This is a genomic window from Microbulbifer sp. MKSA007 (assembly GCA_032615215.1).
Lineage (GTDB): Bacteria > Pseudomonadota > Gammaproteobacteria > Pseudomonadales > Cellvibrionaceae > Microbulbifer.
Map to the genome: position 1 here is coordinate 2,373,784 of CP128433.1, position 23,420 is coordinate 2,397,203.

The window sequence follows — 23,420 nt, forward strand, 5'->3', positions numbered from 1 at the left end:
TCTAACGGTATTGTATCTATCTCCCCTGCAAATGCGGCAGGTGAAAAAAATAACTGTAACCACTATGGTGTTAAAGATGTTTTTGTGCATTAGAACTTCCTTGAATTATTGGGTACTTTATTGATCAATTTAGGTATGGTATTGGGGGGTGGTAAACTTGGAAGCGATCTGGCCGGGATCCCTTTAATTAATCAGTCACAGCCAGATATAAGTGATTTTTAATTGAGCTAGCGTATGTCAATCATATGAGGCTTAGTCGCACTTTCCCAAGTTGGAATCGTACTGCAGGCGACACCATCTGGGTATTGGACTCTAATAGTGGTCTGAGAAAGTTTGGCTGACAGTATAATACTTAACCATGCATTACATGTACTACTGCTAACACCACTTTCTTCTCCTTCTGCGGGTCCTTCTACGGAGCATATTTTTCGCCCTTTATCATCCCCCCAAATTTCTTCGGAAGTAACCTGTAAGGTCCCTTCTGAGTTTACTTGAAAATTTGTAATAACACCGTCACAGTTAACATAAGCATTCGCATTTCCTGCTAATAAAAGGCCTGTTATTAATATACTCGGTATACTTTTATTCACGGATTATCTCTCCTTTTTGTTTCTATGATTTACGGCGAACATTACATAAATGATTTGGTGAGTTCAAGTAGAGGGTAGATTTCTATTGGGCGTGCAACTTAAAAAGTTGTGGTGCTGTGGCTCTACTCACCCACTTTGGGTTAAAATGCCAGTGCTTTGTTGTTTCTTGATGTTATGTTTCTATAGTCGAACGGCCGTCAAATAAATAGAGCTATCTTTGACTGATAGCCCCATAAAGCGTTTGTTTTGAGTTTCATATTTACTTGGAAGGATTAATCATTATTAGATTCAAAGTGTTCAAATGCATCGATTCCATCCATATAGGCCCCATCAAATCCTGCATCAACGATCATATAAATATAAGAATTATCGTTGCCGAAGATAATTTTCTGCCAGCCCTCCTGCCAGTACTTCACATAGTAATTGCCTGACTCACCGGGTACTCCCCCAGTAGCCATTCGGGAGGGGTGTTGTACCAATAGGATTTCCAGTAATAACGATCGTCTTGTGCCTCGCCGACATTGACATAGGCCAGCACTAGGCGGCGCCCACCATTTTCTTTTACCCTGAGCTGCTCAATTTGTTCTTCTGTGTAAGGTTCACCGTCAAAGAAAAAGTCGATTATCAATATGTCGTAATCGGTTTCACTCAGTTTATCGATGAAATCTTGAGGCGTAGAGTAGTTGCTGGTATTGGTAATATTGACAAAGTTTTTGGCTTCCTCAAGGTCATCAATGTCCAGAGAGTTAACATTGAAGGGCTCATCGGGATACCGAGGTATATCGTTCAGGAGTTCGTTATCTGCGGCAAAAGAAATATACCCAGCCTCTTCGTTATTCTCATATGACTCATCAATATCCCGCTCAATATTGGTGAAGTCCGTGATTAGGATTGTATCCCCTTCATCTTTCGCCAAATCCAGATAAGTTTGCAGGCGCTCGGTTTCAGACTCGCTGGTGGGCTCGTTGATATCACCATTTGCGCCAAAGAAGAGGGCCTCTTGTGCAATGCCGTCTGTGGCATCCAGGTAGGCTTCATCGACGGGGCCAGTGGTGGTAGTTGTCGTAGTAATCAACTCAACCCCATTCTGGGGTACGATGAGAAAGTGACGGTTGATGCCCTTGGCGTAGGCGCTGATATCCTCTACCAGGTAACGCATTTCCTTATCGTACTTGATAGTTGACTGATTCAAATCATCGGGAAGGTCATCGAGGCTACAGCCAAATATCAGTAATGGGCTGAGAGCTGCTAAGAGTATTCGGCGCAAAATACATCTCCATTGCTACGAGTTAGAGTTTGTTCTGGTTTTGGGGCGTCGCTGCGGGCCAAAATAAATCAGACTATCTCTATTGGCGCGAGTTCCTATCCCTTGCGGCAGCTTATGCTATCCGGTTGTTGCTGAATGTTAACTTAACCGCCGCCCAGAAAGTAATTTTGCTGCCTCAGGGGCAGTGAATCTAAAAAAAGAACTACCGTCCCATGTCCATTCTCTTCTTCGTTTTAGTAGTAGCCTCAGCCGTCAGGGGATCATCGGGCCAGTAGTGCTTCTGGTATTTGATACGCAACTCCTTCTTTACCTCTTGGTAAGTATTGGCCCAGAAATTCACCAGGTCACGGGTAATTTGAACGGGGCGCCGTGCCGGAGAGAGCAAATGAATCATCAATGGATAGCGGTTTTTTAGAATTGTTGGAGTTTGTGCTAATCCAAATAGCTCCTGCAGGCGCACAGCCAAAACAGGTGGAGTTTCTCCGTAGTCGATTCTTATCCGGGAGCCACTGGGAACCAGGTAGTGACTGGGGGCCAAGTCATCGAGTTTTTGTTGCAAGTCCCACTCAAGCTGTCCGCGCAAGATGCTTTGCAAGTCAAGCTGCCCTAGCTGCTCAAGTTTGCTGAACCCCTGCAAATGAGGCAGCAGCCAATCCTCCATGGTCTCCAATAGAGCCTCATCACTCCAGTTTGGTACTCGAATGTCGCCGAGCAAATCCCCGCACTCTTCATTTTGGCGTAAAAATTCCACTCGAAAACGTAACTGGTTAGCTTCTGTGTTCCAGGGGAGGGAGGAGAGGCCTTTCTTTCGTACGGCTTCTAATAATGCGTGACTGAGGGTCTCCGGTGGAATATCTGCTGCAGGCCGCTGGTGTAAAACCAGCGCCCCCAATTGCGTTTGCTGTAGGGCGACAGCGCGGCCGGTAGTCTCGTCCCAGCGAACTGAAATCTCTTCTTTGATCTGGGCGGCGAAATGCGACTTCAAAGCGGGCAGGGAAATCTCTGCTGCCAGCTGGATACTTGCATCTCGGCCCTGGCCATCCAGTTCGGCAATGACCAAGTATTCGCTTAAAGCTAGGGCGTCATCATGGGAGAAATGTGCGCCTCGGCCACTGGAGAGTAGAAACCGGCGGCCGGTATCACTGCGCGATTTCGCAATACGGTCTGGGTAGGCGAGTCCAAGCAGGGCACCAGTTTCATCGGAGTGATCGATAGTCTGTGGTGCAGGACTTGAACTTGACTCAAATTTCTTTAATTGAGAGAGCCAGGTTTTAGACTGCTGGCGTATTCTGTGAGCAGTACCGCGATCTACCCGCCGATCGTTGCCTTGGGACTGCAGAGCCTGGATCCGTTTGCTAATGTCCCGATCCCATCGTGCTTCGCCACGGAAAATATCCCGTTCAGATAGTAGCGCTGCCAGCAGGCAGGCCTGTTCCTGCAATCCCCAGCCGACACTGGCAACTAACATATGTGCGAGGCGAGGGTGGGCGCCAAAGGCGAGCATGGTATTCCCGTGAGGGGTAATACGCAGTTTGTCATCCAGTGCCCCCAGTTGCTGCAAGAGCTGCTGGGCCTGGGCCATAGGTCCTGGGGGTGGTGTGTCGAGCCAGTTGAGTTCGCTGACATCGGTAACCCCCCATTTGGCTAATTCAAGTGCCAGGGGAGCCAGGTCACTGCGGGTGATTTCCGCTGTATTTTTGGCGCTCAATGACCGCTGCCGGCCCTCACTCCAGAGTCGCAGACAGTAGCCGGCGCTGAGACGCCCGGCGCGCCCTGTGCGCTGAGTAGCTGAGGCCTGGGAAATTGCGCTTGTCACCAAACGATTCATGCCACAGTTGGGATTAAAGCGCGATTCACGCATTAATCCTGAGTCGATAACTATTCGGGTGCCTTCAATCGTCAGGCTGGTCTCGGCCACATTTGTAGCCAGTACGATTTTTCTCGTGCCTGGTGCCGTTGGTGCTATCGCCTGATCCTGCTGCTCACGGCTCAGATCCCCAAAAAGCGGTGCAATAATAATGCGGCCCTTTTCGGTTTCCTCAGATAGTCGCTCCTCCAATAAGCTCTCAACCTGTTTGATTTCGGCGACACCAGGAAGGAAGGCGAGAACACTACCTTCTTGTTTACCTAAGGATGCGACAACTTTACTTGCCATCAAAGCCGGGATTTGTCGTTTGTCCTCGGGCTCTTCTCGTTGGTTCAAGTATTCAATATCGACGGGATAGCTGCGTCCTTCACTGGATATGATGGGTGCGTTATTTAGTAGTGAGGAGATGCCGCTGGTATCCAGGGTGGCAGACATCACCAGAATCTTGAGATCCTCGCGAAGATACTCCTGGGATTGGAGACATAAGGCGAGGGAGAGGTCGGCTTGCAGACTGCGCTCATGAAATTCATCGAATATGACCAGAGCGCTGGATGCCAATTCAGGGTCAGCCTGTAAGAGGCGCGTGAGAATTCCCTCGGTTACAACCAGGATGCGAGTCTTCTTGCTTGACTTCCGCTCGCCCCGGACCTGAAATCCAACGGTATCACCAACTTTCTCACCCAGCTGGTTAGCCATGCGCGCCGCTGCCGTTCTAGCGGCCAAACGTCGCGGCTCCAGCATAATAATATTCTTTCCGCTCAACCAAGGCTCATCTATTAATGCCAGTGGTACGGCGGTCGTTTTACCCGCTCCGGGGGGCGCCTGGAGCACGACATTACTATGCCCTCTCAAGGCCTGGAGCAGTTCGGGGAGGATACTTTGAATAGGTAACTCAGACATGGGCGCGATTATAGTTATTTCGCAACATCGGTGATACCAGCACTGTCCGGTAAGCTGGCTAGCTGCTGGCTGAACTATATTCTCCCGTAACTAGATGGTTGCTGCCCAAGAGAGAGGAGAGTGCGATGAGTGTGAATGTCCGGCGAGTTGTTACAGGGCACGACCCAGAGGGAAAGCCAGTAGTGCTCATAGATGATCAGGGTTTGCATACCAGTAGTTGGCGGCCTCATATGGTTCAGCAGCAGTTATGGACTACCCAGGACTTGCCCGTAGAGCTTTGTGAAGATGGTAGAGACAACGGCGGGAGAAAATTTGATGGAACTACGATTCCGGGAGGCTCGGTTTTTAAGGTCGTAGAATTTGGGCCGGGAGTTACGCCACGATCTCACCAAACTGACAGCATTGATTATGCGGTGGTGATGTCTGGGAATATCGAGATGGAAATGGGAGATGAGGTTGTTGTGAAACTGTCCGCAGGAGATGCACTTGTCCAGCGGGGGACAGTTCATAATTGGGTCAACCGAGGTGAAGAACCTTGCGTGATAGCTTTTGTGCTAATTAGCTCTACGGGCAATACGGCATTTGGTTAGTTGTCTTTATTAATGGTTACTTGCAAGTACTTTCGACTTCAACCCTATCCAAAACTCAGGACTAATGAAGGTTATTAACTTCTTTTTTACGTTCACTTTTCCGGGTAGGGGCTGGGGGGCGTTAAAGTGAAAATCAGTTGCGTAGCTAATATTCCAGTCCGGCATTCGATAGATTATGTAGTGGCAGCGGAGCATGATTGATGCGTATCGGTATAGTCTACGACCTTCGTGATGATTATCTCGGGATGGGGTTTAGTGAAGAGGACGTCGCTGAACTTGATTACCTGGAGACGATAGATGCGATTCACGATGCGCTTACCTGCGCAGGCCACCATATCGAACGGGTCGGCAATATTTACAGGTTGGCGCAGCAACTGGTTGAAGGTAACACCTGGGATCTAGTGTTCAATGTTGCTGAGGGGATGTACGGAACTGGGCGTGAAGCACAGGTTCCCGCTTTGTTGGATGCCTGGAAGATACCGTACACATTTTCTGATCCATTTGCTAACACAGTGACTCTTAATAAGGAGATGACCAAACGCATATTGAGGGATATGGGTATACCAACGGCAGAGTTTGCAGTTGTTCGAAGCGTTACAGATGTCAATCGAATAGAGCTTGAATATCCCTTGATGACAAAGCCGCTCAGGGAGGGAACTAGTAAGGGGGTATCGCCTGAGTCCAAAGTTATCGACAAGGCAGCTTTGAAAAACCGCTGTGAATACCTTTTGAATCGGTTTAATCAGCCAGTACTGGTTGAAACATTCCTACCTGGCCGAGAGTTTACTGTAGGCTTTTTAGGAACGGGTGCAACTGCCGAGTGCATTGGCGTTATGGAAAAGTTATTGGGCGATGAACTTGTGTATTACAAGTATGATGGAGCTTTCCCCGGCCGGCTGGTTGACGATGGTCAGGCGCTTAAGGTTCGAGCAATTGCGCAGAAGACTTGGGAAGTTCTTGAGTGTCGTGATGGTGGTCGAGTTGATATTCGCTATGATGCACGGGGCGCCCCCATGGTTATGGAGGTCAATGTCTTACCGGGTTTGCGGCCTGAAGTTTCTGAACTGCCCGTGATGTGTGAATTGGCGGGTATTCAGTATGGGGCCATGATCAACCGCATTGTGGAATCAGCTATAAGCAGTCATTTATAGTTATCCTGGATCCTGCAAAACTCTACGATATATTGCGGTGCATACTATCGTTGCCAAACACTTGGTGTTTTGGGTATCTCAGGAACATCCAAAAAGGCATCAGCGCAATAAATTTGTGACTTATGATTACCTTCTCTGGTAGTTAGCACTTTGTTACTCCAGATATATACCCGTTTGTCCTCTGAAATTTCGAATGTGCCATTCGCCTTCGATATCGCCTTGTTTTACATATTCGTAGGGCATGACCGGGTTTTTGCCCAGCTCGGTAGTAAGTACATATTGAGGAACCGCAAAACCCGTGATGTGCCCCTGCAATGACTCATAAATCGCCTGCCCTTCCTTCAGGCTTGTCATAAAGTGAGAGACACCGACCACATTATCGCAGTGATAGAGGTAATAGGGCCTGACTCGTATTTTTACCAGAGCGAGCATCAATTGGCGCATAACATCCGGTGAATTGTTCACGCCTTTTAAAAGTACTGTTTGATTTCCTAGCGGAATGCCTGCCCTCAGCAAGCGGCCGCATGCAGCGGCGGCTTCTTCTGTGACTTCTTTGGGGTGATTGAAGTGTGTGTTCAGCCACACCGGATGAAATGATGCGAGCATTTCGCACAATTCGTCGGTGATACGTTGGGGGGCCAGTACTGGGAAGCGTGATCCAATTCGAATAATTTCCACATGATTTATTGCCCTCAGCTTCTCCAATAGTCTGGCTAAGCGGTCGTTGGAGTACATCAGTGGGTCGCCGCCAGTGAGTAATACATCGCGAATCTGTGGATGTGATTCTATGTAAGCAATATCCTCCTCCCAGCTGGTTGCTTCGCCTTGTTCAAAATAACTTTCCGGGCCCACCGTTGTGGTGTGAAATTTCCTTGTGCAATGACGGCAATAAACAGGGCAAACAGACGTTACCAGAAAGATGACGCGATCCGGGTACTTATGTACGACACGGTTGGTTTTACGAAAGTACTGATCACCTACAGGGTCAACGTCTGCACTGTCGGGTACGATGGTTTCCTCTAGTGAGGGAACTGCCTGCAATCTAATTGGACAATTAGGGTCGTCAGGGTCCATTAAAGAGGCGTAGTAGGGTGTAATACTCCACCGATAGATTCCTTTGAGCTTTTGGATAGCGTCAGATTCAGAAGTAGAAACATTGATCCATCGCTTCAGGCCATCCAATGTGCTGATGCGATTGCGCATCTGCCAGCGCCAATCAGACCAGGCCTCGTCAGAGTTTCCTGTTACGGAACGGACTATAATGTTGCGCATAAGTATCGCCGCTCTGTTGTGCATTCATTTGTTGCTGATGGTCTGCCTCGATATCCGAGATTGCCTGTAAGGGGCTTGAACATGGATTGCCTGTGAAGTAATCATTATGTGTAATGAAATCTGTGGAAGGATTTGATGTTCGTAATGCCTCAAATCTCTGTAGGGCTTTCTGCGATATTTTGAGCAGCCAACTTCTGAGCAACCAATTCCAGTGTATTTTGAGACCATACTACTTAGTTTCTTCAATACCCTTGGGAAGTAGGGGGGCTGTATTTTATCTACCGCCTTTCTAATAAAAGTAGAAGATGCGATTTTCAGCTGGTAGGTACTAAGAATACTGCTTTTTCGATAGCTTGGGAGATAAGTGTTTTGCGCTCTAAACGCTAAATCGAGAAAGTTGTAATCATCGTGATTGTATGCCTGTAGTAACACAGATCTAAAAAGGGGTGCGTCATTGGCGATAAAGGGTGTAACCACACAAATTATACCAAGTATCGGTTTCACGATATTTCAATCCTATATCCCAAATATCATTTAGTTGTTGCTCTATGCAACTTGCCTGCTACGTGAGGTAGATGTTATATGGTCCGCACTCCTCTGTTTAATAAATATTTGCACACATTGAGTATTTTTCAACAAGTCAGTAATCGCTGGTATGGGGCCAATATGAGTGTAAAATTAGTCACGATTGTTTCTGGAGGAGTATAAAAAACAGCTGTAATACTACAATTAGATCTATTGGTATCGATAGGCTAGGTAGTTGTCGGGGCTGAAATCTAGCTCTTCTTTTATTGCTGATTTGTCAATGGGAAGACATGAGTTATCTTGGGTAGCCAGAGGGCTGACTGCTGACTGCTGACTGCTGACTGTAAAGTCCAGCATTGTATTTCGTACAGCCGCATAGTAAATAGCAGAATCCCCGCTATTTTCCAATAGCGCTATTCGTCATAAATTTGATAGTATCTAGCTGATCAAGTGATTTGACTACAATAAATTCTAATGGAGTAGAACTTGACCTATTTGTTTTTATTTTTTGCAATCATTACCGAAGTTACAGCTACCCTACTACTTAAGGCTTCCAACGGTTGGGAAAAGTGGTGGCTGGGAATGGCCTCTATCTTTTTTTATTCTCTGGCGAGTCTATTTCTTGCGTTTGTACTAAAAAATATGAATGTGGGAATGACTTATGCCATCTGGTCAGGCGTCGGTATTGCTCTTGTTTGTGCAGCTTCTGTGGTTATTTGGCAGCAAAAGTTTGACGTATACGCTGTGAGTGGAGTTGCTTTGATATTTATGGGTACGGCTCTAATTACTATAAAATCCACTGTATTTGAGCAGTAGCTTTTTCCTAAAGCTTTTATAGGGCGGCTTTACTCAGAGAAAGGCCGGTGAGATTGGATTTACGGTGTAAATGCATCAATGAATTGCTGGCCTCCTCCGAAGAATAGGTTTGTGGCATTCTTTGAAGTGCCTCTTTTGTCATTTAGGTAAACCTGGTTTACTGCAATAATATATATGGTGTTGCGAATTAGGCAATTTTTGCGGTTCAACGGGGTGGGCTTGGCCTATTATTATAGATGACTGTAAACCCTTTTATGATATCTCTTAAAAGGGAATGTATGGCTGTGGTTGAGTTGTGTGTTAAGGAAGTGTTATATGAAGCAGAGCACGCACGAAAGCTATGAGACTGCAGCTGATTTACAGTTGGCCTTGATTCGAATTTATATCGGGCTCAATTTTACCCATCATTTTGCTGAGAAGTTTGGTCTGCTGGGCGCAGACGCTTACAATTTTGTTGTTCATTATTTTGAGGGGATTGGATACTCATCCTCTATGGTGATTATCTCTGGTATTTGTGCGTTCTCTGCATTTGTTGGATTTACTTTCGGTTTGTTTACGCGGTTTGCCGCTGTTGGGACTGCTCTTTATTTGATGATTGCATTATTTGAAGGGCGGCATTATCTTGCAGGTTTTTCATGGGCAAGTCATGTCAGTGGTATAGATATTAGTGGAAATATACAAACCGTTTATGGGGGGTGGGAATACCCTCTTTTTTGGGCTTTTATTTGCTTATCTTTTGTGTTAACTGGTGGCAGAAAGTGGTCTGTAGATCAATATTTGAGGAAGACAAATTCTTCGGTGTTACAGTTTCTAAGTCGGTGATCTGGATTGTCTGAAACTAGGGGTAACCTATGGATAATTAGTGATTTATCGATGAGGCAATTTTTAGATTTTGCTGATGAGGTGAGATACTCGTAGTGCAAGAAGAAATCGTTCGCCAAGATTTTTATCATCTTTGGTATGATAAAAGAGGAAGGTCAAGAACCACTGTAGGACATTTTTCAGATTTTGAATTGATTCAATACTCCAATCCTGTGCCCGAATATCACTATCGTGATTTGCCTAAAGTTATTCGAAGTGAGTTTGCAATTTTGCCTCCTGGGTGGAAAAGCGATTTTCACTCTACTCCGAACCCTCAATGGGTTATTACATTATCTGGCTGTTGGCGTACGACAACTCGGGACGGTGTTGAGGTGATATATAGGCCTGGAGATGTTCATTTTGGGGGAGACACGCCTGTTAATGGTATAGCTATTGACCAGCAGGGGCATTGTACGATTAATCCCTCCAAAACAGATCCCGCGAAATTACTTATATTAACTGTCGACTCTTTGCTTCCTGCTCCTGAAGAGTGAGTATCTAATAGTTTGCCTGATAGACTCCGGATCATATTTCCTGTAGCTATTGAAAGCTATTTTTGATTAAAAAATCGCATATTTTAAACATTTACTTTGGCTGTTGGGTGGAATACGATTTTTCTCGAGATAATTCTATTTGTTAACTTAGGCTTTGAAAGCTGGGGAGGGTTTATGCCTGCAAAGGAGTTTTTCAGTAATGTCAAAAGTGCTTTAAAGGATTATTTTGGTAACAAGGCAACAGCGCTTTGGCATACCTTTGATGATTCTGAAGTGGCGGTGGCAGGGAACTATCAGTGTATAGATCTTGATGGTCGTGCTTGGTTGTGGACTCCTCGTGGAATGACAACAAACCGGTTAATTGTAACTGCTCACGGGTATCGCAGAACCATATCCAGTTTCAAAATAGAGCACAATGTTAACCTGCATTTTTACTCGCGTGATAAATTCAGTGTGAATGACCCTGGACTTGGGAGGTTTTATGATCGGGGGGCCAATTCTGTTGAAGATTTAGGTTTAAATGATACTTGTTTTAACTACATCCTGACAAAGTATACCAGTAGCGCTACTAATAGACACAATACTAACAATGAAACTTATACTTCGATTAATGCGATTATGTCTCACAATGATAGCGATAGTCGAAGACGCAGAATTCAGAATGCTAATAATATCGGAATGGTTGCCAAGGCAAATAGCATTCAGTCCTTTCAGCCGCCCAGTATTCTGACCATAAGAAATAGACAGTTTATGGCAGCTGTAAACCTGAAGTGGGTTTTGGATACCTTGGCGAAAAAGGGGCATCACTTTAATGACATTGATTGTCTCTTCTGTAGAAATACTCTTTGGACTGGCACAGTAGCTGTGATGTCGGGTCTATCCGGAGGAGATAAATATAGTGATGATGTTGCTATAAATTAGTAGTACCAGAAGGGGTTGTTTTATAGTGTTAATATGGCCTTTTTTTATTCGGTAAGAGCATTTATTGATCTGCTTGGTGCTTTGAATTATCTCGTTGATATTTCCTTCTTTGTATGTTGATTGCATTGAAATTACTAGTAGGAAAAATATGACCTTACTAAACTGTTCAATTTGATTAGATTTGTAAGTGAGAAGGGATCGGATCGTCAGTGTCCCGCGGGTTAGCTAGTGCGGCTTCAATGGCGGCCTGTATCCCAAGGGCGGCAGTTTCTTTTGACATGCTGGGATTGCCGATATTTTCGGGTAGTGCGGCAATCTGGGGTAGCTGAGGAAGGTGTATCCAGCCGGCGGGGATATTCAGCTGATTAGTCGCGATATAGTGAAGCGCGCCATACATCATATGGTTGCAACAAAAAGTACCCGCAGTATCAGAAATATCGGCAGGAACACCAATATCGCGCATTGCCATAACCATTGCGCGGATAGGGAGTGTGCTGTGATAAGCGACAGGACCATTTTGTACAGTCGGCTCACCCTGCATTTCAACTCCCCGGTTATCTTTCAGGTTATATCTGGTGGAATCATTATAATTTTGTGCAATTCTCTCAGCCGTAATGATTGCACGGCCACTGTATTCTCCTAACATCACCACTAATTGCGGTTCTATTTTTTCAATAGCATCCGCGACAACTTCAACACTTTCAAAGAAGTTGTTGGGTACTAAAAGACCATGAATATCACCATTGGCTATTCGTGTTCCGTCCAGCATACGCATAACTGATTCCGCTGGATTTATCGGTGTGTTACCAAAGGGCTCAAAGCCAGTCAATAAAACTTTTGCCATAGAGATATTATCGTAAATAGATACAGAAAGATTGATATATGGTTAGTTGTCAAAGGTAGCGTTGTGTAGGCTACCTTTGACTGGTTCGTGGTCGGCTATTCAACTAAACCTAATTGCTCCAGGAAAGTGTATTTATCCCAGTCCACCCAGCTTTCCACCATTTTTCCATCTTTATATCTATCGGTATGTACGCCAGTCCAACTGCTGGTTTTTCCTGTTGCGTCATACTGTAGGAATTTACCCGTATGGGTGGCGGTAATCCTCCAGCGGGTGCAGACATAATCACCCTCGGCAACTTGTACCAGAATTTCTAATTTTGTGTTGGAGAATCCCTGGTGAAATTCAGCGACTAGATCCAGGCAGTCTTTTATCGATAAAACCGACGTGGAACCGCCAGCATAGGGCATTTGGTGATTTTTATAATCCGGTGATAAATAATCTGTCGCTTTGTCGGGGAAGTTGTCCCCCCACAATTCCAGTATCGCTTTTGATGTCTCTTTGTGATTGTTCGCCATTTTTGTCCCACTGTCAGTTAGGTCGGAATTTGGTAGCCCAAGCATAGTTCAGTGAATTTAAGGGGGAGCGAATCGAAGTGGGATTAGATTCAATATTGATAGTCGATTGATATGAGTTGGCGCAGATTACAAGGTAAATATATTGAGTAACTACTTTAAGCTTTACAGGGTGTTGTGCGTTCTGCGAACTTTAATAGAGTATTCAACTGCTGGGTTTTAGTGGCACCAGGCTTTTTAAGGTCTGGTTCGGCCAGTTCTTTATGGGTAAAACTATGACAAGTAGCGCAATCAAAGCCTTACTAAAGCGTCGTCGAATGCTACCCGTTTTGATACTTGGTGGAATTTTAATGGCTATGTCGCTGGTGGCCAGTCGACAGAAACCACAAAGATACGAAGGGCAAGTTCCGGAACTGCTGGTGGAAGCCATCGAAGTGAAGCGAATGCCTATTCGAGCTGAAACTGTTGCTTTTGGAGAGGTGATGCCGAGCCTTATCCTTGAGGCAAACTCTGAAGTTGGTGGTCGTGTGGTTTCAGTGTCGGCTGATTTGGAACCTGGCGCAATAATATCTGCCGGGGCACCAATCCTAAATATTGACGAAACCAGCTATCAATTGGCCGTTGCTCAAGCGGAGAGTGACCTGGCTGTTTATCGCGCAAAATTACAAGAACTGGAGGTTGAAAAGGCTAATAGCCAGCGTTCGTTGGAAATAGCTCAGAGGACACTGGAATTAGGGGAACAGGAATTACAGCGAAAAGAGCAGTTGGCGGTTAAGGGGATTGTTTCTCGCTCAGCGGCTGATGCGGAGGAGCAACGGGTATTGAAGTTGCGACAAGAAGTTGAACTTCAAAAGGGTAATCTCTCCCTCTTTCCCACTCGTAGGCAGGTGATAAAGGCCCAGATAAGTCGTGCTGAAGCGCTGCTTGGTGAAAGTCGCTACCAGTTATCGCGAACCCGGATAAGCCTGCCCTATAACGTGCGGATCGGTGATGTCTATGTGGAGGCTGGCCAGTCTGTTGCCCATGGGACTCCGCTTTTTGTCGCTTATGGTATGGATCAGGTGGAGGTTTCAGCCGAACTGACGATGGCTCAAATAGTGCCTCTTTTTCGGAGTATTGAATCTCCCAGTGATCAAACTTTCTCGCCTGACGACTTCTCAGATGCCTTATTGGGATTGGAGGCCAGGGTTGGACTGGTAGGTGGTATTGAACCGGTGGAATGGCGGGGCAGGGTAGTGAGAGTTGGAGGTACCATGGATACCACAAGCAGAACTCTCTCCGTAGTGGTTGCAGTGGATAACCCTTATCGAAATATAGTAGCCGAGGGTCGGCCGCCCCTATTTCGTGGTATGTATGCCCGGATTAAGCTTATTGCACCTCCTTCGCCAGCTTTAGCTATCCCTCGCAGAGCCATGCATGAAGGGCGGGTCTACTTGGCTGAAAATAATCAATTGAAGATTCGCACCATAACGGTGGACTACTACCAGGGTGATCTAGCTGTTGTTCGCTCTGGCTTGGTGCCTGGAGATCAGGTGATAACTACTGATGTTATCCCAGCAATCAGTGGGACGGCAGTATCTGTCATCGATGTCAAAATGGGAGTTTCAGACCTGGCCGTGGCAGCAGAGGAAGTTGGCGAGTGATTCGCTTTTTTGCGATCCACCCAACTGCTGCCAATTTGCTTATGGTGGGTTTAATGCTGGCTGGCTTTTTCGTATTGCCGACGATGAAGCGAGAGACTATGCCGGAAATCGACAAGTTCGAAGTACAAGTCTCAGTATTTTATCCTGGTGCAGCTACCGCTGAGGTCGAAGACAGTATCTGCCTCCCCCTCGAAGAGGCAACGGATGGCATCCCATTTATTGATGAGCGCCGCTGTGAAGCTGCAGACAATCTTGGCGTGATGAAACTGAAAATGCAGGAAGCAGGTGATATGGGGCAGTTTCTTGCCGACATTGAATCTGCAGTAGATGCGATAGACTCCCTTCCTGCTGAGAGCGAAAGGCCAGTCATAGAAGAGCTGGGACGTACCCAGCCGGTGGTGAGTGTTGCCCTAAGCGCAGATTTGCCTTTGATCCAGCTCAACCAATTGGCCGAGCACTATCGCCGAGAGTTACTTCGTCATCCGTTGGTGCCCATTGTCAAAATTTCCGGTTTTTCAGACCATCAATTGCAAGTGGAAATTTCAGATTACAATTTGCGACAGTATGGACTGAGTGTTGCCGATCTTGCCGCAATTATCGATAAGCAGGCAATTGATATGCCCGCCGGTAAGGTAACTGCACCTGATCGGGAGTATCAGGTTCGTTTTACCGAAAAGCGGCGCACCGCAGCAGAGCTTGAAGAACTTATTGTTGTCAAAGGAATGGCTGGCGCAGAGGTGCGATTGGGCGATATTGCCACTATCTACGACAGTTTTGAAAAGGAGGAGGACAAAATCACTTTTGATGGGCAGCGAGCCGCATTGCTTGTTGTTCAGAAAAACAGTGTGGATGACAGTTTGAGGGTGTTGGAAGCGGTTCGCGAATTTGTACAAGCGGAAAATGCCCGTTTGCCGGAAGAAATGCGGTTGATTCTTACTCAGGATAGCGCCTCAATTGTTGCTGATCGTTTAAGGATGATTATTACCAACGCCTGGCAAGGGCTTATTCTTGTTGCGCTGACCCTTTATTTGTTTTTTAGCGGGCGATATGTGTTTTGGGTGGTTATGGGCCTGCCCGTTTCATTTCTCGGCGCCTTTGCTGTGATTACTGCTTTGGGTATATCCATCAATATGATCAGCTTGGTGGGGCTGCTGATTGCAATTGGCATCTTGATGGATGATGCCATTGTGCTTTCGGAAAGTATCGCCACCGAATACCGAGATGGCCGTACACCTCTTCAGGCGGTGGTTATCGGAACCAAGCGTGTTGCAAGGGGGGTTATCTCCTCATTTGTCACTACCGTGATCGTTTTTTCTGGATTAGCTTTTATCAAAGGGGACATGGGGCAGGTCCTCAAAGTTTTGCCAGTTGTTTTGATCTCTGTACTAGTGGTTAGCCTGATTGAAGCCTTTCTTATTCTCCCCGCCCATTTGCGTCATGCCCTTTCGTACAAGGAAAACCCATCAGCCTGGAAAGTCGCTTTTGCTGAGCGATTTGAGTTGTGGAGAGAGTATGTCGGGCGTGTCGCTGATAAAGCGGTGGAATACAGATATGCTTTTGTCGGCGGCGTAGTGGGACTATTTTTTGTTACGGTGAGTCTTCTTCCTGCGGGGTTAGTTAAATTCCAAGGGTTTCCTACATTGGAGGGAGATTTACTACAGGCCCGAATTCTAATGCCCCAAGGAACCTCCCTCGTAGAAATGGAAAATCTGGTGGCGTATCAGAAGAAGGCCCTGTATTTAGCTGCTGGAAACCTCTCAGGGAAAGAGGTAGCGCCACTTATCGAGCACATTAGTGTTACTTACGGTGTGAATGGCGATGCTTTTGAGAGTGGAGCTCATGTAGCCACAATAAATGTCGACCTACTGGCTGCAGAGGTTCGCCATACAAGTATCAGTGAGTTACGTCAGGCCTGGAGTAAGGCTGCTGGCGATATACCTGGTGCGATCGCGATTTTGTATAAGGAGCCATCGCCTGGTCCAGCTGGACGAGCTATTTACCTTCGCTTGGCCGGGCTGGATATTGATCAGCTAAAAGGAATATCTATACGTCTACAAAACTGGCTGCGCAGTTACGAAGGAGTGGTGAATGTACTGGATGACCTGCGTCCTGGTAAGCCACAGCTGACGGTCCGAATGCGGGAGGGGGTTTATGCTTCTGGTATTGATGCCAGTGTTGTGGCCACTCAACTGAGAGCTGCCTATCAGGGCACAGAGATTGATGAAGTGCAGTATCAGGGAGAGACTTACGAAATTCGTGTTCGAATGGATGAGCCATCTCGCAGTGCGCTGTCACGATTTGACGAGCTTGTCATTATCCACCCTGAAACAAGGCAGCGTGTACCCTTGATGGCAATTGCCGATATTGAAATGCACCGGGACTATGCGCGTATCCAGAGAATAAATGGTGAGCGTGTTGTTACGGTCTTTGCAGATGTTTTTACAGAGAGGGCCAATGCCAGTGAAATTCTGCTGGATACCCAACAGAACTTTTTTGCACCATTGGAGCAGGAATTTCCGGGCCTAAGGGTAACCATGAAAGGAGAGATTGAGAATAGTCTCATTACAGGTCTATCGATGGGTAAGGCCTTGTTGATCGGGGCAATAGGAATCTATTTACTACTCTCGCTTCAATTTCGTAGTTATACCGAACCTGTAATTGTGATGATGGCGATTCCCCTGGCTTTAATAGGTGTAGTCTGGGGACATATTATTATGGGGCAGAATATGACGATGCCCAGCATGATGGGATTTGTCTCTCTCACTGGAATTGTGGTGAATGATTCAATCCTGTTAGTAGAGTTTGTGAAGCTTCGTGTCCGAAAGGGAATGGACGTTCACTCGGCGGCGAGTCAAGCCAGTCGCGACCGGTTCAGGGCTATTTTCCTTACCTCACTGACAACAGTGGCCGGATTGTTGCCACTGATGTTCGAAACCAGCCTTCAAGCCCAGATACTGATTCCACTGGTGACCAGTATTGTATTTGGGATAAGTAGTTCAACCGTTTTGATTCTGTTAGTCCTGCCAGCCCTTTATGGCATTCTTAAGGACTTTGGCTTAACTGAGCGAATTCAGGAGCCGCTAGATCGATTACCTGAAGATATCGCCGCTTCTACGACTTAAATAATCTTGATTGTTGAAGTGAAAAAGCAGCTGGAATGATTGGTAGAAGAAGGAAGATAAAGAGAAAGCAGTGGTAATACTTTGAGCTCCGGGAAGAATTATTCATCAATTCTTAATTAGCGCACATGTACGAGTATCCAATATAGGGTTTCGGAGTTGGTTTAAGTAGTCCAATGTTCCATGTACGTCACGGAAGAAGTAGCGAATAGTCCTTGTTGTCCCCTTTACTTCAATTGATAATCAGGAAGATAAATTTGAACTTGCCTTCTTTTGTACAGATTCACTCTCAAAATGATTAGAAAATACAATAAAAATGACTATCCAAGTGTGCTGGATATATATGCCCGTTCAAAACTTGATGAGCTACGGTTTGAAAGCCGGAGTTTCAATCTACTGCCACTGGATAAAGATCAAAAACGTTTGGCCCAGCTGATGGAGTCGGATATTTATGTGTACGAAAAAGGTGATGTTCTTGGCTATGGTGCGCGATATAAGAATGAGATTCGTGCACTGTTTGTGCATCCTTCGTTTAGAGGTCAGGGGGTAGGGCGGGAGTTGCTGGAGTACCTGTTAGGGGAAATCAGTGGCGCTGTACACCTGCAGGTTGCCAAGACCAACGACCCGGTGAAAAACCTGTATCGCAAATATGGTTTTGTGGTGACCAGGGAGCTGCAAACTACCTACAGTGGGGTCCCTGTACTTGCCAATGAGATGGTTCGCCCCCCAGCGCCAACTAAATACACAAACACCTATGCTACAGGAGTGTCAGCAGGCGTTGTTCTGAAAACATTCCTCCAGAAATCTCCAAAAGGCATCCAGCTTGGCGGAGGCGGCTCTTCTCTGCTGATACACCGCAAAAAGTGGCCTGCTTGATTGCTGCCAATCCGGCAGAACCTGAACCAAGTTACCCGCCGTCATATCCCGCTCTACCAAATAATCGTAAAGGCAAGCTATACCGGCGCCAGACAGGGCTGCTTGGTAGAGGGAATAGTAGTTATTACTTGAAAAGTAGGGCTTGGGGGCAATCGTGATCGATTCCTGCCCCTTTTGAAAAGTCCAGGAAAGTGGATCGCGGCTGTACTTGTAACACAGTAGTTGGAATTTATTGAGTTGGTCCGGGGAGGAAAAAGACTTAATCCTTGCCAGGTATTCGGGAGATGCTACCAGGAGCCGATCGTGCCGGCCGATTTGATGAGAGTAGAGTGTTGACTGGGGCTGCGCAGGTTGGGAGCGCAATGCCAGGTCAAACCCTTCACCGGTAAGATCCCGAAGCTGATCATCCAGAATCAGATCCAAACGGATATCTGGGTGCTCAGTTGTAAACTTCGGGAGCCTAGGTGCCAGCCAGAACTGCCCCAGAGCCGTTGGGGCGGTAATCCGCAGCAGTCCAGAGGGCTGCCCCTTGGAGCTGGTTAGGCGCTCTTCCACTTCCCTTAGATCATTAAGGACGCGCTCTGTGGTTTCCAGGTAGTCCCGCCCCGCATCCGTAAGGCTTTGGGATCGGGTAGTACGGTGAATTAGCCGAGTACCCAGTCGCTGCTCTAGCTGTTGGATGGCCTTGCTCACAGCGGACACCGTGGACCCCAATTCCCGAGCAGCACGGGTAAATGACCCCAATCGCGCCACCGTAGTGAACACCTGAATTAAGTGGAACCGGTCCAGAGGAACCTCCAATACTTTCCTGGCAGGAAAAAGTGAATATCAAATTTATGCTATTAACGCATTTATAGGAAAAAGTCACAATATCTTGGCAGATTGACAAGTTAAGAAGGGTTTCTGATGAGAGTGATTGTATTGCTATGCCTGATTTTGGTTCCCAGCGCCTTTACGCTGGCCGAGGCACCGCCAAACAGCCAGCCATTTCACGTCAAGGGGGGTGATTTTAAGTTGCCAGTGGGTTGGCACTTTGGGGAGGTTGCGGGGGTGGTCCGCAGGGAGAATGGCCACTTTGTTGTGTTTCACCGAGGGTCTCATTCGCTGTTGGAGTTCGATGGGCAGCGGCGTTTTGTTCGCGAAATTGGCGCGGGACTGTTTGAAAATCCGCATGGTCTTCGTATAGACCATAAGGGCAATATTTGGACTACCGATACTGCCACGCACCTGGTATTGAAATTTGCACCTGATGGCGAAGTAGCCATGGTATTGGGGAAGCGAGGAGCAGCCAGTGAAGGCTGGTTTGATCGCGACTACAACTTGGTGCTGTTCGATCAGCCCCAAGATGTTGCAGTGGATAGAAATGGATTTATTTATGTGGTGGATAAAGGCAACAGCCGCATCGTAAAGCTGGATAAGAATGGCCTTTTGGTAACCACCTGGGGTGGTCAGGGGAGGCCCCTGGAGAGTTTAATTTCCCTCACTCCATTGTGATTGATTCTGAGGGGCAGTTATATATTGCCGATCGTGAAAACCGCAGGCTACAGATCTTTGATTCACAGGGTAAATATTTAACTCAATGGCGTGGAATAGGTTACCCCTATGTCCTCTTTCTCAAAGGTGATGCTTTGTGGATGACAGATGCACGGGCCGAGGAAGTGCGACAGTACGACCTGTCTGGTGATCTCAAGATGCGCTATCAAGGCCAGCCTGGGCGGGGACAGAAGCAATTTGGCTTTGTACATGGGATCTATGTGGATGACGACGGACTTTGGGTGTCCCATATCTTGAACTGGAGCATTAATCGCTTACTGCCAGCGGATACACTACCCGCTCCGGTCATGTAGCTTTTCTTTCAAAATTCACCTGGGAGTATTTATGCCTCACTGTGTTATCCAGTGTCCTTCTAACCTACTTGAGTCGGTAGATGTTGATAGCTTACTGACTTCTATCCATGCCGCTGCAGATCAGTCTGCACTCTTTGAGCCGGGGGATATTAAAGTTCGTTTGTTACCTGTCGAGCACTATTTGGTTGGACCTGAACCAGCACCGTTTGTACACCTGGAGTGCAGTCTGCTTTCAGGTAGAAGTATTGAGCAGCGACAAAGCTTGGCTCATTTACTAGCCAAGGCCCTATGTGCAGCCGTGCCCGATGTGGAGATGGTTTCTGTAGAGGTCCGCGAGATCGTGCGGGCTACATATTGTAATCGCGCTGCATTGGGAATTGGTCCTTTGGTATCAATAGTCAATGTTCCCAGCTGACGGGAGGGGGAACTGCGTAGCCTTTTCTGGTACTTTGGATGATAAGTGGTCAGCGCTTGTTGATGGGGCGGATCATTAGTAGAAAGAAAGCGCCGGCGGTCATCTGTGCCTGTATCAAGCTTTGAAAGCGGCTTCCAAAGTTTCTTTTGAGATTGAGCCAGTATTTGGTGAGAAGCCCAGCTGTTTTGGAACGGGGGGAGTGCCTTTGGCAATAAAGCCCCTCTTTCCTTATGATCGAATCCGATTAGAAATCTCCTTCAAACGAATAACCTGCTGAACATAGAGTGGCAACGCAGATACCTTCCCAATAAAGTCGAAAACGTACATTAATAAGGCAACTATTAACCCGTAGTTAACCAGGCCCCCATCGATTGCAGCTATGGGAGCGTAAACAAACAAAGCGACTATGCCTGCCCACAATATAAAGTAAGTACCTGTTTCCAGGTCACTCAATTCAATATTCCACCGCATAAGGCGCTGGAAGTGTGCTTTTGCATGCTCAACATTTGGCTGTTTAATCGCATCAACCTGATATTCCAGCTCATTATTATAAGATTCATTCAGCTGATAATTGGTATTTCCGATTACGCAATAGATCAGGATAATCATAGCAAGAAGAGCCAGGCAAGCTAGAAAGACATTAAGATTGATAGCGCTGATGATAATGAGCAAACCCACCGTACCAATAGAAACGGTAATGACTTCTGGTAGACTATTTTCAAAGAATTCGACAATTTCAGTTAATAAACTGGAGCGCGCAGTAATAGTCGATACCGACTGCCTCTTTGCTTTTTCACGGGCTACCATTTCCGACGTAACTACCTGGTAAATATGTGCGTAGATTCTTGTATCGTAAAATCTTCGAGCACTTCCTATAAGGACAGAGATAGTACCCAAGATTGCCAATAGATAAATGCCATCATAGGACTGTTCTAACAGACTATTGATAGCCCAGCCGATGACAAGTGGAAAGAGTAGTTCGAGGAGTGTTTCAATAATGACCAGCGCTAGGGTCAAGGATACTCGCCACTTAAATCGGGTAAAAATCGAAAGTAAAGAATGTTTGTGCTTATCTTTCGTAAAATCAGCAGTAACTGGCTGAGTCATTTAACAACACTCTCAATGGTTAACTAGCAACGCCATTACAAAATGTGTGAAACGCTAAATCGGCCAGCGTATTGTGGTCTATGGATTCTGCATTTTTTGTTAACCAGGATGTATAAAGCAGACCTTCTACCAGGTTTACTACCCAGGAAGTAGGAAGTTTCTTGGACAAGCTGCCTTCGGATTTTGCGTATTCCACTAATGTCGCGATTTCATTTCCCTGTTTCTCATAGATCGCGGTGAGTTCTGGGTCATCTTCATCAAAGTCTCCCAGCTTCATTAAAAACTCCATTTCAGCGGACAGCGGAAAGATCGCCTTGAACATCAGGTGGAAGGCTTGCAGAGCTGATTCAGCTTCGCTTTCCAAGTGTTCGGTAGCTTTATCAAATGCCTGCAGGCAGTGAATTGCAGCAGCCTTAATCAGCTTTTCTCTCGTGTCATAAAGGCGATAAAGGGTAGTGCGCCCAACTCCAGCCGCCCTGGCAATGTCACTAAGTGACGCCTCCCTGTTTTTGCTCAAGAGTTCCATTCCTGCCTTCATGATCGCAGTTTGTGACTTCTGAATACGCGCATCTAGTTGATCAGCCATGGAGTTATCACTCAAACTTTATGGAACATACTTGTATCATAATCTGCTATTAGTTATGGTGCAAGAGTGTTCCATAAACTGTAAGTTGCCTAGGCATGATGAAAATTGCGGGAATCTGGTTAAAGCGACGGGCTGCAGGTGTCGTTGCCACCAGCTTACTGGTCTTGGTAGGGCTGTGGCTTGGGGCTGAGCAACAGCCGGTAGCCATGGTCGAGAAGCCCAAAGAGCTTGGTCTTACTGTCACCGTCGTAGAGGCGGTACCGGCGGATGCACAGTTTGAAGTCAAAACAACGGGCATAACACAACCCCGCTGGGCGACTGAAGTTATCGCGTCAGTCAGCGGGCGTGTCACCCATATTGCTAAACACGCAATGCCGGGCAGCCTCATTAGAAAAGGAGAAATACTGGCATCGCTACAGGATACTTTTTACCAGTCTGAGCTAAGTGCTGCTCAAGCCAGAGTGTCAGAAGCTGAACTCAACTTGGCCGAGGTGTTAACGCGTCAATACGTAGCAAAACGAGGGGATAAAGCGAAGTCATCATTTGGCCGGCTGGAGCCACATGTCAAAGCCGCAGAGGCAAATCGAGAAGCGGCGAGGGGAGCTCTCGCATCCTCCCGGCAGAGGCTGGCTGATACGCAAATCAAAGCGCCTTTTGACTCAGTGGTTATTGCAGATTTAATCCATCCTGGCCAATGGATAAATGAGGGGGATGTACTCTTTCGAGTGGCAGCCAGTGATTACCTGGATATTAAAGTTGAGCTATCCGAGCAGACTTGGCAGCGCTTAGACGGCCTTCAGCAAGACCCCAACAAAATCACTATAGAGGCGCCTGACGGACAACAATGGCAGGCCTCGGTCCGCTACCTTAGCCCAATCATGGATACGGTCACCCGTCAGCGTAGCCTTATGTTGCAAGTGGCTAACCCCTTTCAGCACGAGACTCCCTTGCTCGCCGATCAGCAGGTCGGTGTAGTGTTTGGAGGCAACACACAGAGCTATGTTGTCAGCGCACCAGCATCGGTTCTTACAGAAGATGGGAAAGTATGGAGCGTTTCTGAACAATCCCTACTTTTGGAAGAGATAGAGCTACTGGATATGCGGCCGGAATCAGTCCTGTTTCGTTACAAGAATCGGCCCCACCAGAATCGTCAGCTTGTTCGCTTTCCTTTGACCAACTTTGTTGAAGGTCAAGCGGTTGCAATGACTATCAACTAA

Annotated in this window: 23 protein-coding genes; 13 read left to right on the forward strand and 10 right to left on the reverse strand. The window is 46.8% G+C overall.

The genetic code is table 11. The features are described 5' to 3' along the window. Positions 1-227: 227 nt before the first annotated feature. From QT397_13485 to hrpB, 4 genes are all read right to left on the reverse strand, one after another. Positions 228-590, reverse strand: coding sequence for a hypothetical protein (locus QT397_13485; protein WNZ58302.1), 363 nt, complete (start codon positions 588-590; stop codon positions 228-230). Between the two features lie 272 nt (positions 591-862). Beyond that, a complete protein-coding gene (locus QT397_13490) occupies positions 863-1,006 on the reverse strand; it encodes a hypothetical protein (GenBank protein WNZ58303.1) in 144 nt (47 codons plus the stop codon). Then, positions 1,003-1,857, reverse strand: coding sequence for a hypothetical protein (locus tag QT397_13495; protein ID WNZ58304.1), 855 nt, complete (start codon positions 1,855-1,857; stop codon positions 1,003-1,005). The genes QT397_13490 and QT397_13495 overlap by 4 nt, the downstream gene beginning before the upstream one ends. A 202-nt stretch (positions 1,858-2,059) precedes the next feature. Continuing rightward, the gene (gene hrpB, locus QT397_13500) at positions 2,060-4,624 is read right to left on the reverse strand and encodes an ATP-dependent helicase HrpB (protein ID WNZ58305.1); all 2,565 of its coding nucleotides are present in this window, start codon (positions 4,622-4,624) and stop codon (positions 2,060-2,062) included. A gap of 125 nt (positions 4,625-4,749) precedes the next feature. Between hrpB and QT397_13505 the strand changes: the two genes are divergently transcribed. Together QT397_13505 and QT397_13510 are read left to right on the forward strand one after the other, a co-directional pair. After that, complete coding sequence (locus QT397_13505; protein WNZ58306.1) at positions 4,750-5,214, forward strand: cupin domain-containing protein; 465 nt, start codon at positions 4,750-4,752, stop codon at positions 5,212-5,214. 200 nt (positions 5,215-5,414) lie between these two features. Continuing rightward, on the forward strand, positions 5,415-6,365 hold the full coding sequence (locus QT397_13510; protein WNZ58307.1) for an ATP-grasp domain-containing protein: 951 nt from the start codon (positions 5,415-5,417) through the stop codon (positions 6,363-6,365). Between the two features lie 153 nt (positions 6,366-6,518). On the opposite strand, the gene QT397_13515 is transcribed toward QT397_13510, so the two are convergent. Further along, entirely contained in the window at positions 6,519-7,637 is a 1,119-nt protein-coding gene (locus QT397_13515; GenBank protein WNZ58308.1) for a KamA family radical SAM protein, read from the reverse strand. Between the two features lie 1,011 nt (positions 7,638-8,648). Between QT397_13515 and QT397_13520 the strand changes: the two genes are divergently transcribed. The 4 genes from QT397_13520 to QT397_13535 all read left to right on the forward strand — a co-directional run bounded on the left by QT397_13520 (position 8,649) and on the right by QT397_13535 (position 11,254). After that, a complete protein-coding gene (locus tag QT397_13520) occupies positions 8,649-8,978 on the forward strand; it encodes a multidrug efflux SMR transporter (GenBank protein WNZ58309.1) in 330 nt (109 codons plus the stop codon). 315 nt (positions 8,979-9,293) lie between these two features. Next, positions 9,294-9,800 carry a DoxX family protein gene (locus QT397_13525; protein ID WNZ58310.1) on the forward strand — a complete coding sequence of 169 codons (507 nt, stop codon included), beginning with the start codon at positions 9,294-9,296 and terminating at the stop codon, positions 9,798-9,800. A gap of 95 nt (positions 9,801-9,895) precedes the next feature. Beyond that, complete coding sequence (locus tag QT397_13530; protein WNZ58311.1) at positions 9,896-10,333, forward strand: hypothetical protein; 438 nt, start codon at positions 9,896-9,898, stop codon at positions 10,331-10,333. 174 nt (positions 10,334-10,507) lie between these two features. Continuing rightward, positions 10,508-11,254 carry a hypothetical protein gene (locus QT397_13535; GenBank protein WNZ58312.1) on the forward strand — a complete coding sequence of 249 codons (747 nt, stop codon included), beginning with the start codon at positions 10,508-10,510 and terminating at the stop codon, positions 11,252-11,254. A 175-nt stretch (positions 11,255-11,429) separates the two neighbouring features. Here QT397_13535 and pcp read toward each other — a convergent pair whose 3' ends face one another. Beyond that, positions 11,430-12,098, reverse strand: coding sequence for a pyroglutamyl-peptidase I (pcp, locus tag QT397_13540; GenBank protein WNZ58313.1), 669 nt, complete (start codon positions 12,096-12,098; stop codon positions 11,430-11,432). 95 nt (positions 12,099-12,193) lie between these two features. After that, positions 12,194-12,613 carry an ester cyclase gene (locus QT397_13545; protein WNZ58314.1) on the reverse strand — a complete coding sequence of 140 codons (420 nt, stop codon included), beginning with the start codon at positions 12,611-12,613 and terminating at the stop codon, positions 12,194-12,196. 272 nt (positions 12,614-12,885) lie between these two features. Between QT397_13545 and QT397_13550 the strand changes: the two genes are divergently transcribed. The 3 genes from QT397_13550 (at position 12,886) to QT397_13560 (ending at position 18,248) form a co-directional block, all read left to right on the forward strand. Continuing rightward, a complete protein-coding gene (locus tag QT397_13550) occupies positions 12,886-14,253 on the forward strand; it encodes a hypothetical protein (protein ID WNZ58315.1) in 1,368 nt (455 codons plus the stop codon). Next, a complete protein-coding gene (locus QT397_13555) occupies positions 14,250-17,375 on the forward strand; it encodes an efflux RND transporter permease subunit (protein ID WNZ58316.1) in 3,126 nt (1,041 codons plus the stop codon). Before QT397_13550 ends, QT397_13555 begins: the two co-directional genes overlap by 4 nt. A gap of 291 nt (positions 17,376-17,666) precedes the next feature. Then, positions 17,667-18,248, forward strand: coding sequence for a GNAT family N-acetyltransferase (locus QT397_13560; GenBank protein ID WNZ58317.1), 582 nt, complete (start codon positions 17,667-17,669; stop codon positions 18,246-18,248). Here QT397_13560 and QT397_13565 read toward each other — a convergent pair. Beyond that, complete coding sequence (locus QT397_13565; GenBank protein WNZ58318.1) at positions 18,141-19,049, reverse strand: LysR family transcriptional regulator; 909 nt, start codon at positions 19,047-19,049, stop codon at positions 18,141-18,143. The two genes, QT397_13560 and QT397_13565, sit on opposite strands and share 108 nt — an antisense overlap. A gap of 105 nt (positions 19,050-19,154) precedes the next feature. Between QT397_13565 and QT397_13570 the strand changes: the two genes are divergently transcribed. From QT397_13570 to QT397_13580, 3 genes are read left to right on the forward strand one after another with little or no spacing between them, the layout of a single operon-like run. Next, complete coding sequence (locus QT397_13570; protein ID WNZ58319.1) at positions 19,155-19,742, forward strand: hypothetical protein; 588 nt, start codon at positions 19,155-19,157, stop codon at positions 19,740-19,742. After that, positions 19,739-20,095, forward strand: coding sequence for a hypothetical protein (locus QT397_13575; protein WNZ58320.1), 357 nt, complete (start codon positions 19,739-19,741; stop codon positions 20,093-20,095). The genes QT397_13570 and QT397_13575 overlap by 4 nt, the downstream gene beginning before the upstream one ends. Before the next feature lie 31 nt (positions 20,096-20,126). After that, a complete protein-coding gene (locus tag QT397_13580; GenBank protein WNZ58321.1) occupies positions 20,127-20,510 on the forward strand; it encodes a 5-carboxymethyl-2-hydroxymuconate Delta-isomerase in 384 nt (127 codons plus the stop codon). Positions 20,511-20,738: 228 nt separating this feature from the next. Here the strand turns inward: QT397_13580 and QT397_13585 are convergent, their stop codons facing one another. Together QT397_13585 and QT397_13590 are read right to left on the reverse strand one after the other, a co-directional pair. Next, the gene (locus QT397_13585) at positions 20,739-21,617 is read right to left on the reverse strand and encodes an ABC transporter six-transmembrane domain-containing protein (GenBank protein WNZ58322.1); all 879 of its coding nucleotides are present in this window, start codon (positions 21,615-21,617) and stop codon (positions 20,739-20,741) included. Between the two features lie 19 nt (positions 21,618-21,636). After that, complete coding sequence (locus tag QT397_13590; protein ID WNZ58323.1) at positions 21,637-22,203, reverse strand: TetR/AcrR family transcriptional regulator; 567 nt, start codon at positions 22,201-22,203, stop codon at positions 21,637-21,639. A 95-nt stretch (positions 22,204-22,298) separates the two neighbouring features. Here QT397_13590 and QT397_13595 point away from each other — a divergent pair, with 95 nt between their 5' ends. Continuing rightward, positions 22,299-23,420 carry an efflux RND transporter periplasmic adaptor subunit gene (locus QT397_13595; GenBank protein ID WNZ58324.1) on the forward strand — a complete coding sequence of 374 codons (1,122 nt, stop codon included), beginning with the start codon at positions 22,299-22,301 and terminating at the stop codon, positions 23,418-23,420.

Bases quoted from the DNA above. Each gene is read 5' to 3' on its own strand.
- hrpB (WNZ58305.1), bottom strand. From the start codon at position 4,624: ATGTCTGAGTTACCTATTCAAAGTATCCTCCCCGAACTGCTCCAGGCC.
- QT397_13505 (WNZ58306.1), top strand. From the start codon at position 4,750: ATGAGTGTGAATGTCCGGCGAGTTGTTACAGGGCACGACCCAGAGGGA.
- QT397_13510 (WNZ58307.1), top strand. From the start codon at position 5,415: ATGCGTATCGGTATAGTCTACGACCTTCGTGATGATTATCTCGGGATG.
- QT397_13515 (WNZ58308.1), bottom strand. From the start codon at position 7,637: ATGCGCAACATTATAGTCCGTTCCGTAACAGGAAACTCTGACGAGGCC.
- QT397_13525 (WNZ58310.1), top strand. From the start codon at position 9,294: ATGAAGCAGAGCACGCACGAAAGCTATGAGACTGCAGCTGATTTACAG.
- QT397_13535 (WNZ58312.1), top strand. From the start codon at position 10,508: ATGCCTGCAAAGGAGTTTTTCAGTAATGTCAAAAGTGCTTTAAAGGAT.
- pcp (WNZ58313.1), bottom strand. From the start codon at position 12,098: ATGGCAAAAGTTTTATTGACTGGCTTTGAGCCCTTTGGTAACACACCG.
- QT397_13545 (WNZ58314.1), bottom strand. From the start codon at position 12,613: ATGGCGAACAATCACAAAGAGACATCAAAAGCGATACTGGAATTGTGG.
- QT397_13550 (WNZ58315.1), top strand. From the start codon at position 12,886: ATGACAAGTAGCGCAATCAAAGCCTTACTAAAGCGTCGTCGAATGCTA.
- QT397_13560 (WNZ58317.1), top strand. From the start codon at position 17,667: ATGATTAGAAAATACAATAAAAATGACTATCCAAGTGTGCTGGATATA.
- QT397_13570 (WNZ58319.1), top strand. From the start codon at position 19,155: ATGAGAGTGATTGTATTGCTATGCCTGATTTTGGTTCCCAGCGCCTTT.
- QT397_13580 (WNZ58321.1), top strand. From the start codon at position 20,127: ATGCCTCACTGTGTTATCCAGTGTCCTTCTAACCTACTTGAGTCGGTA.
- QT397_13585 (WNZ58322.1), bottom strand. From the start codon at position 21,617: ATGACTCAGCCAGTTACTGCTGATTTTACGAAAGATAAGCACAAACAT.
- QT397_13590 (WNZ58323.1), bottom strand. From the start codon at position 22,203: ATGGCTGATCAACTAGATGCGCGTATTCAGAAGTCACAAACTGCGATC.
- QT397_13595 (WNZ58324.1), top strand. From the start codon at position 22,299: ATGATGAAAATTGCGGGAATCTGGTTAAAGCGACGGGCTGCAGGTGTC.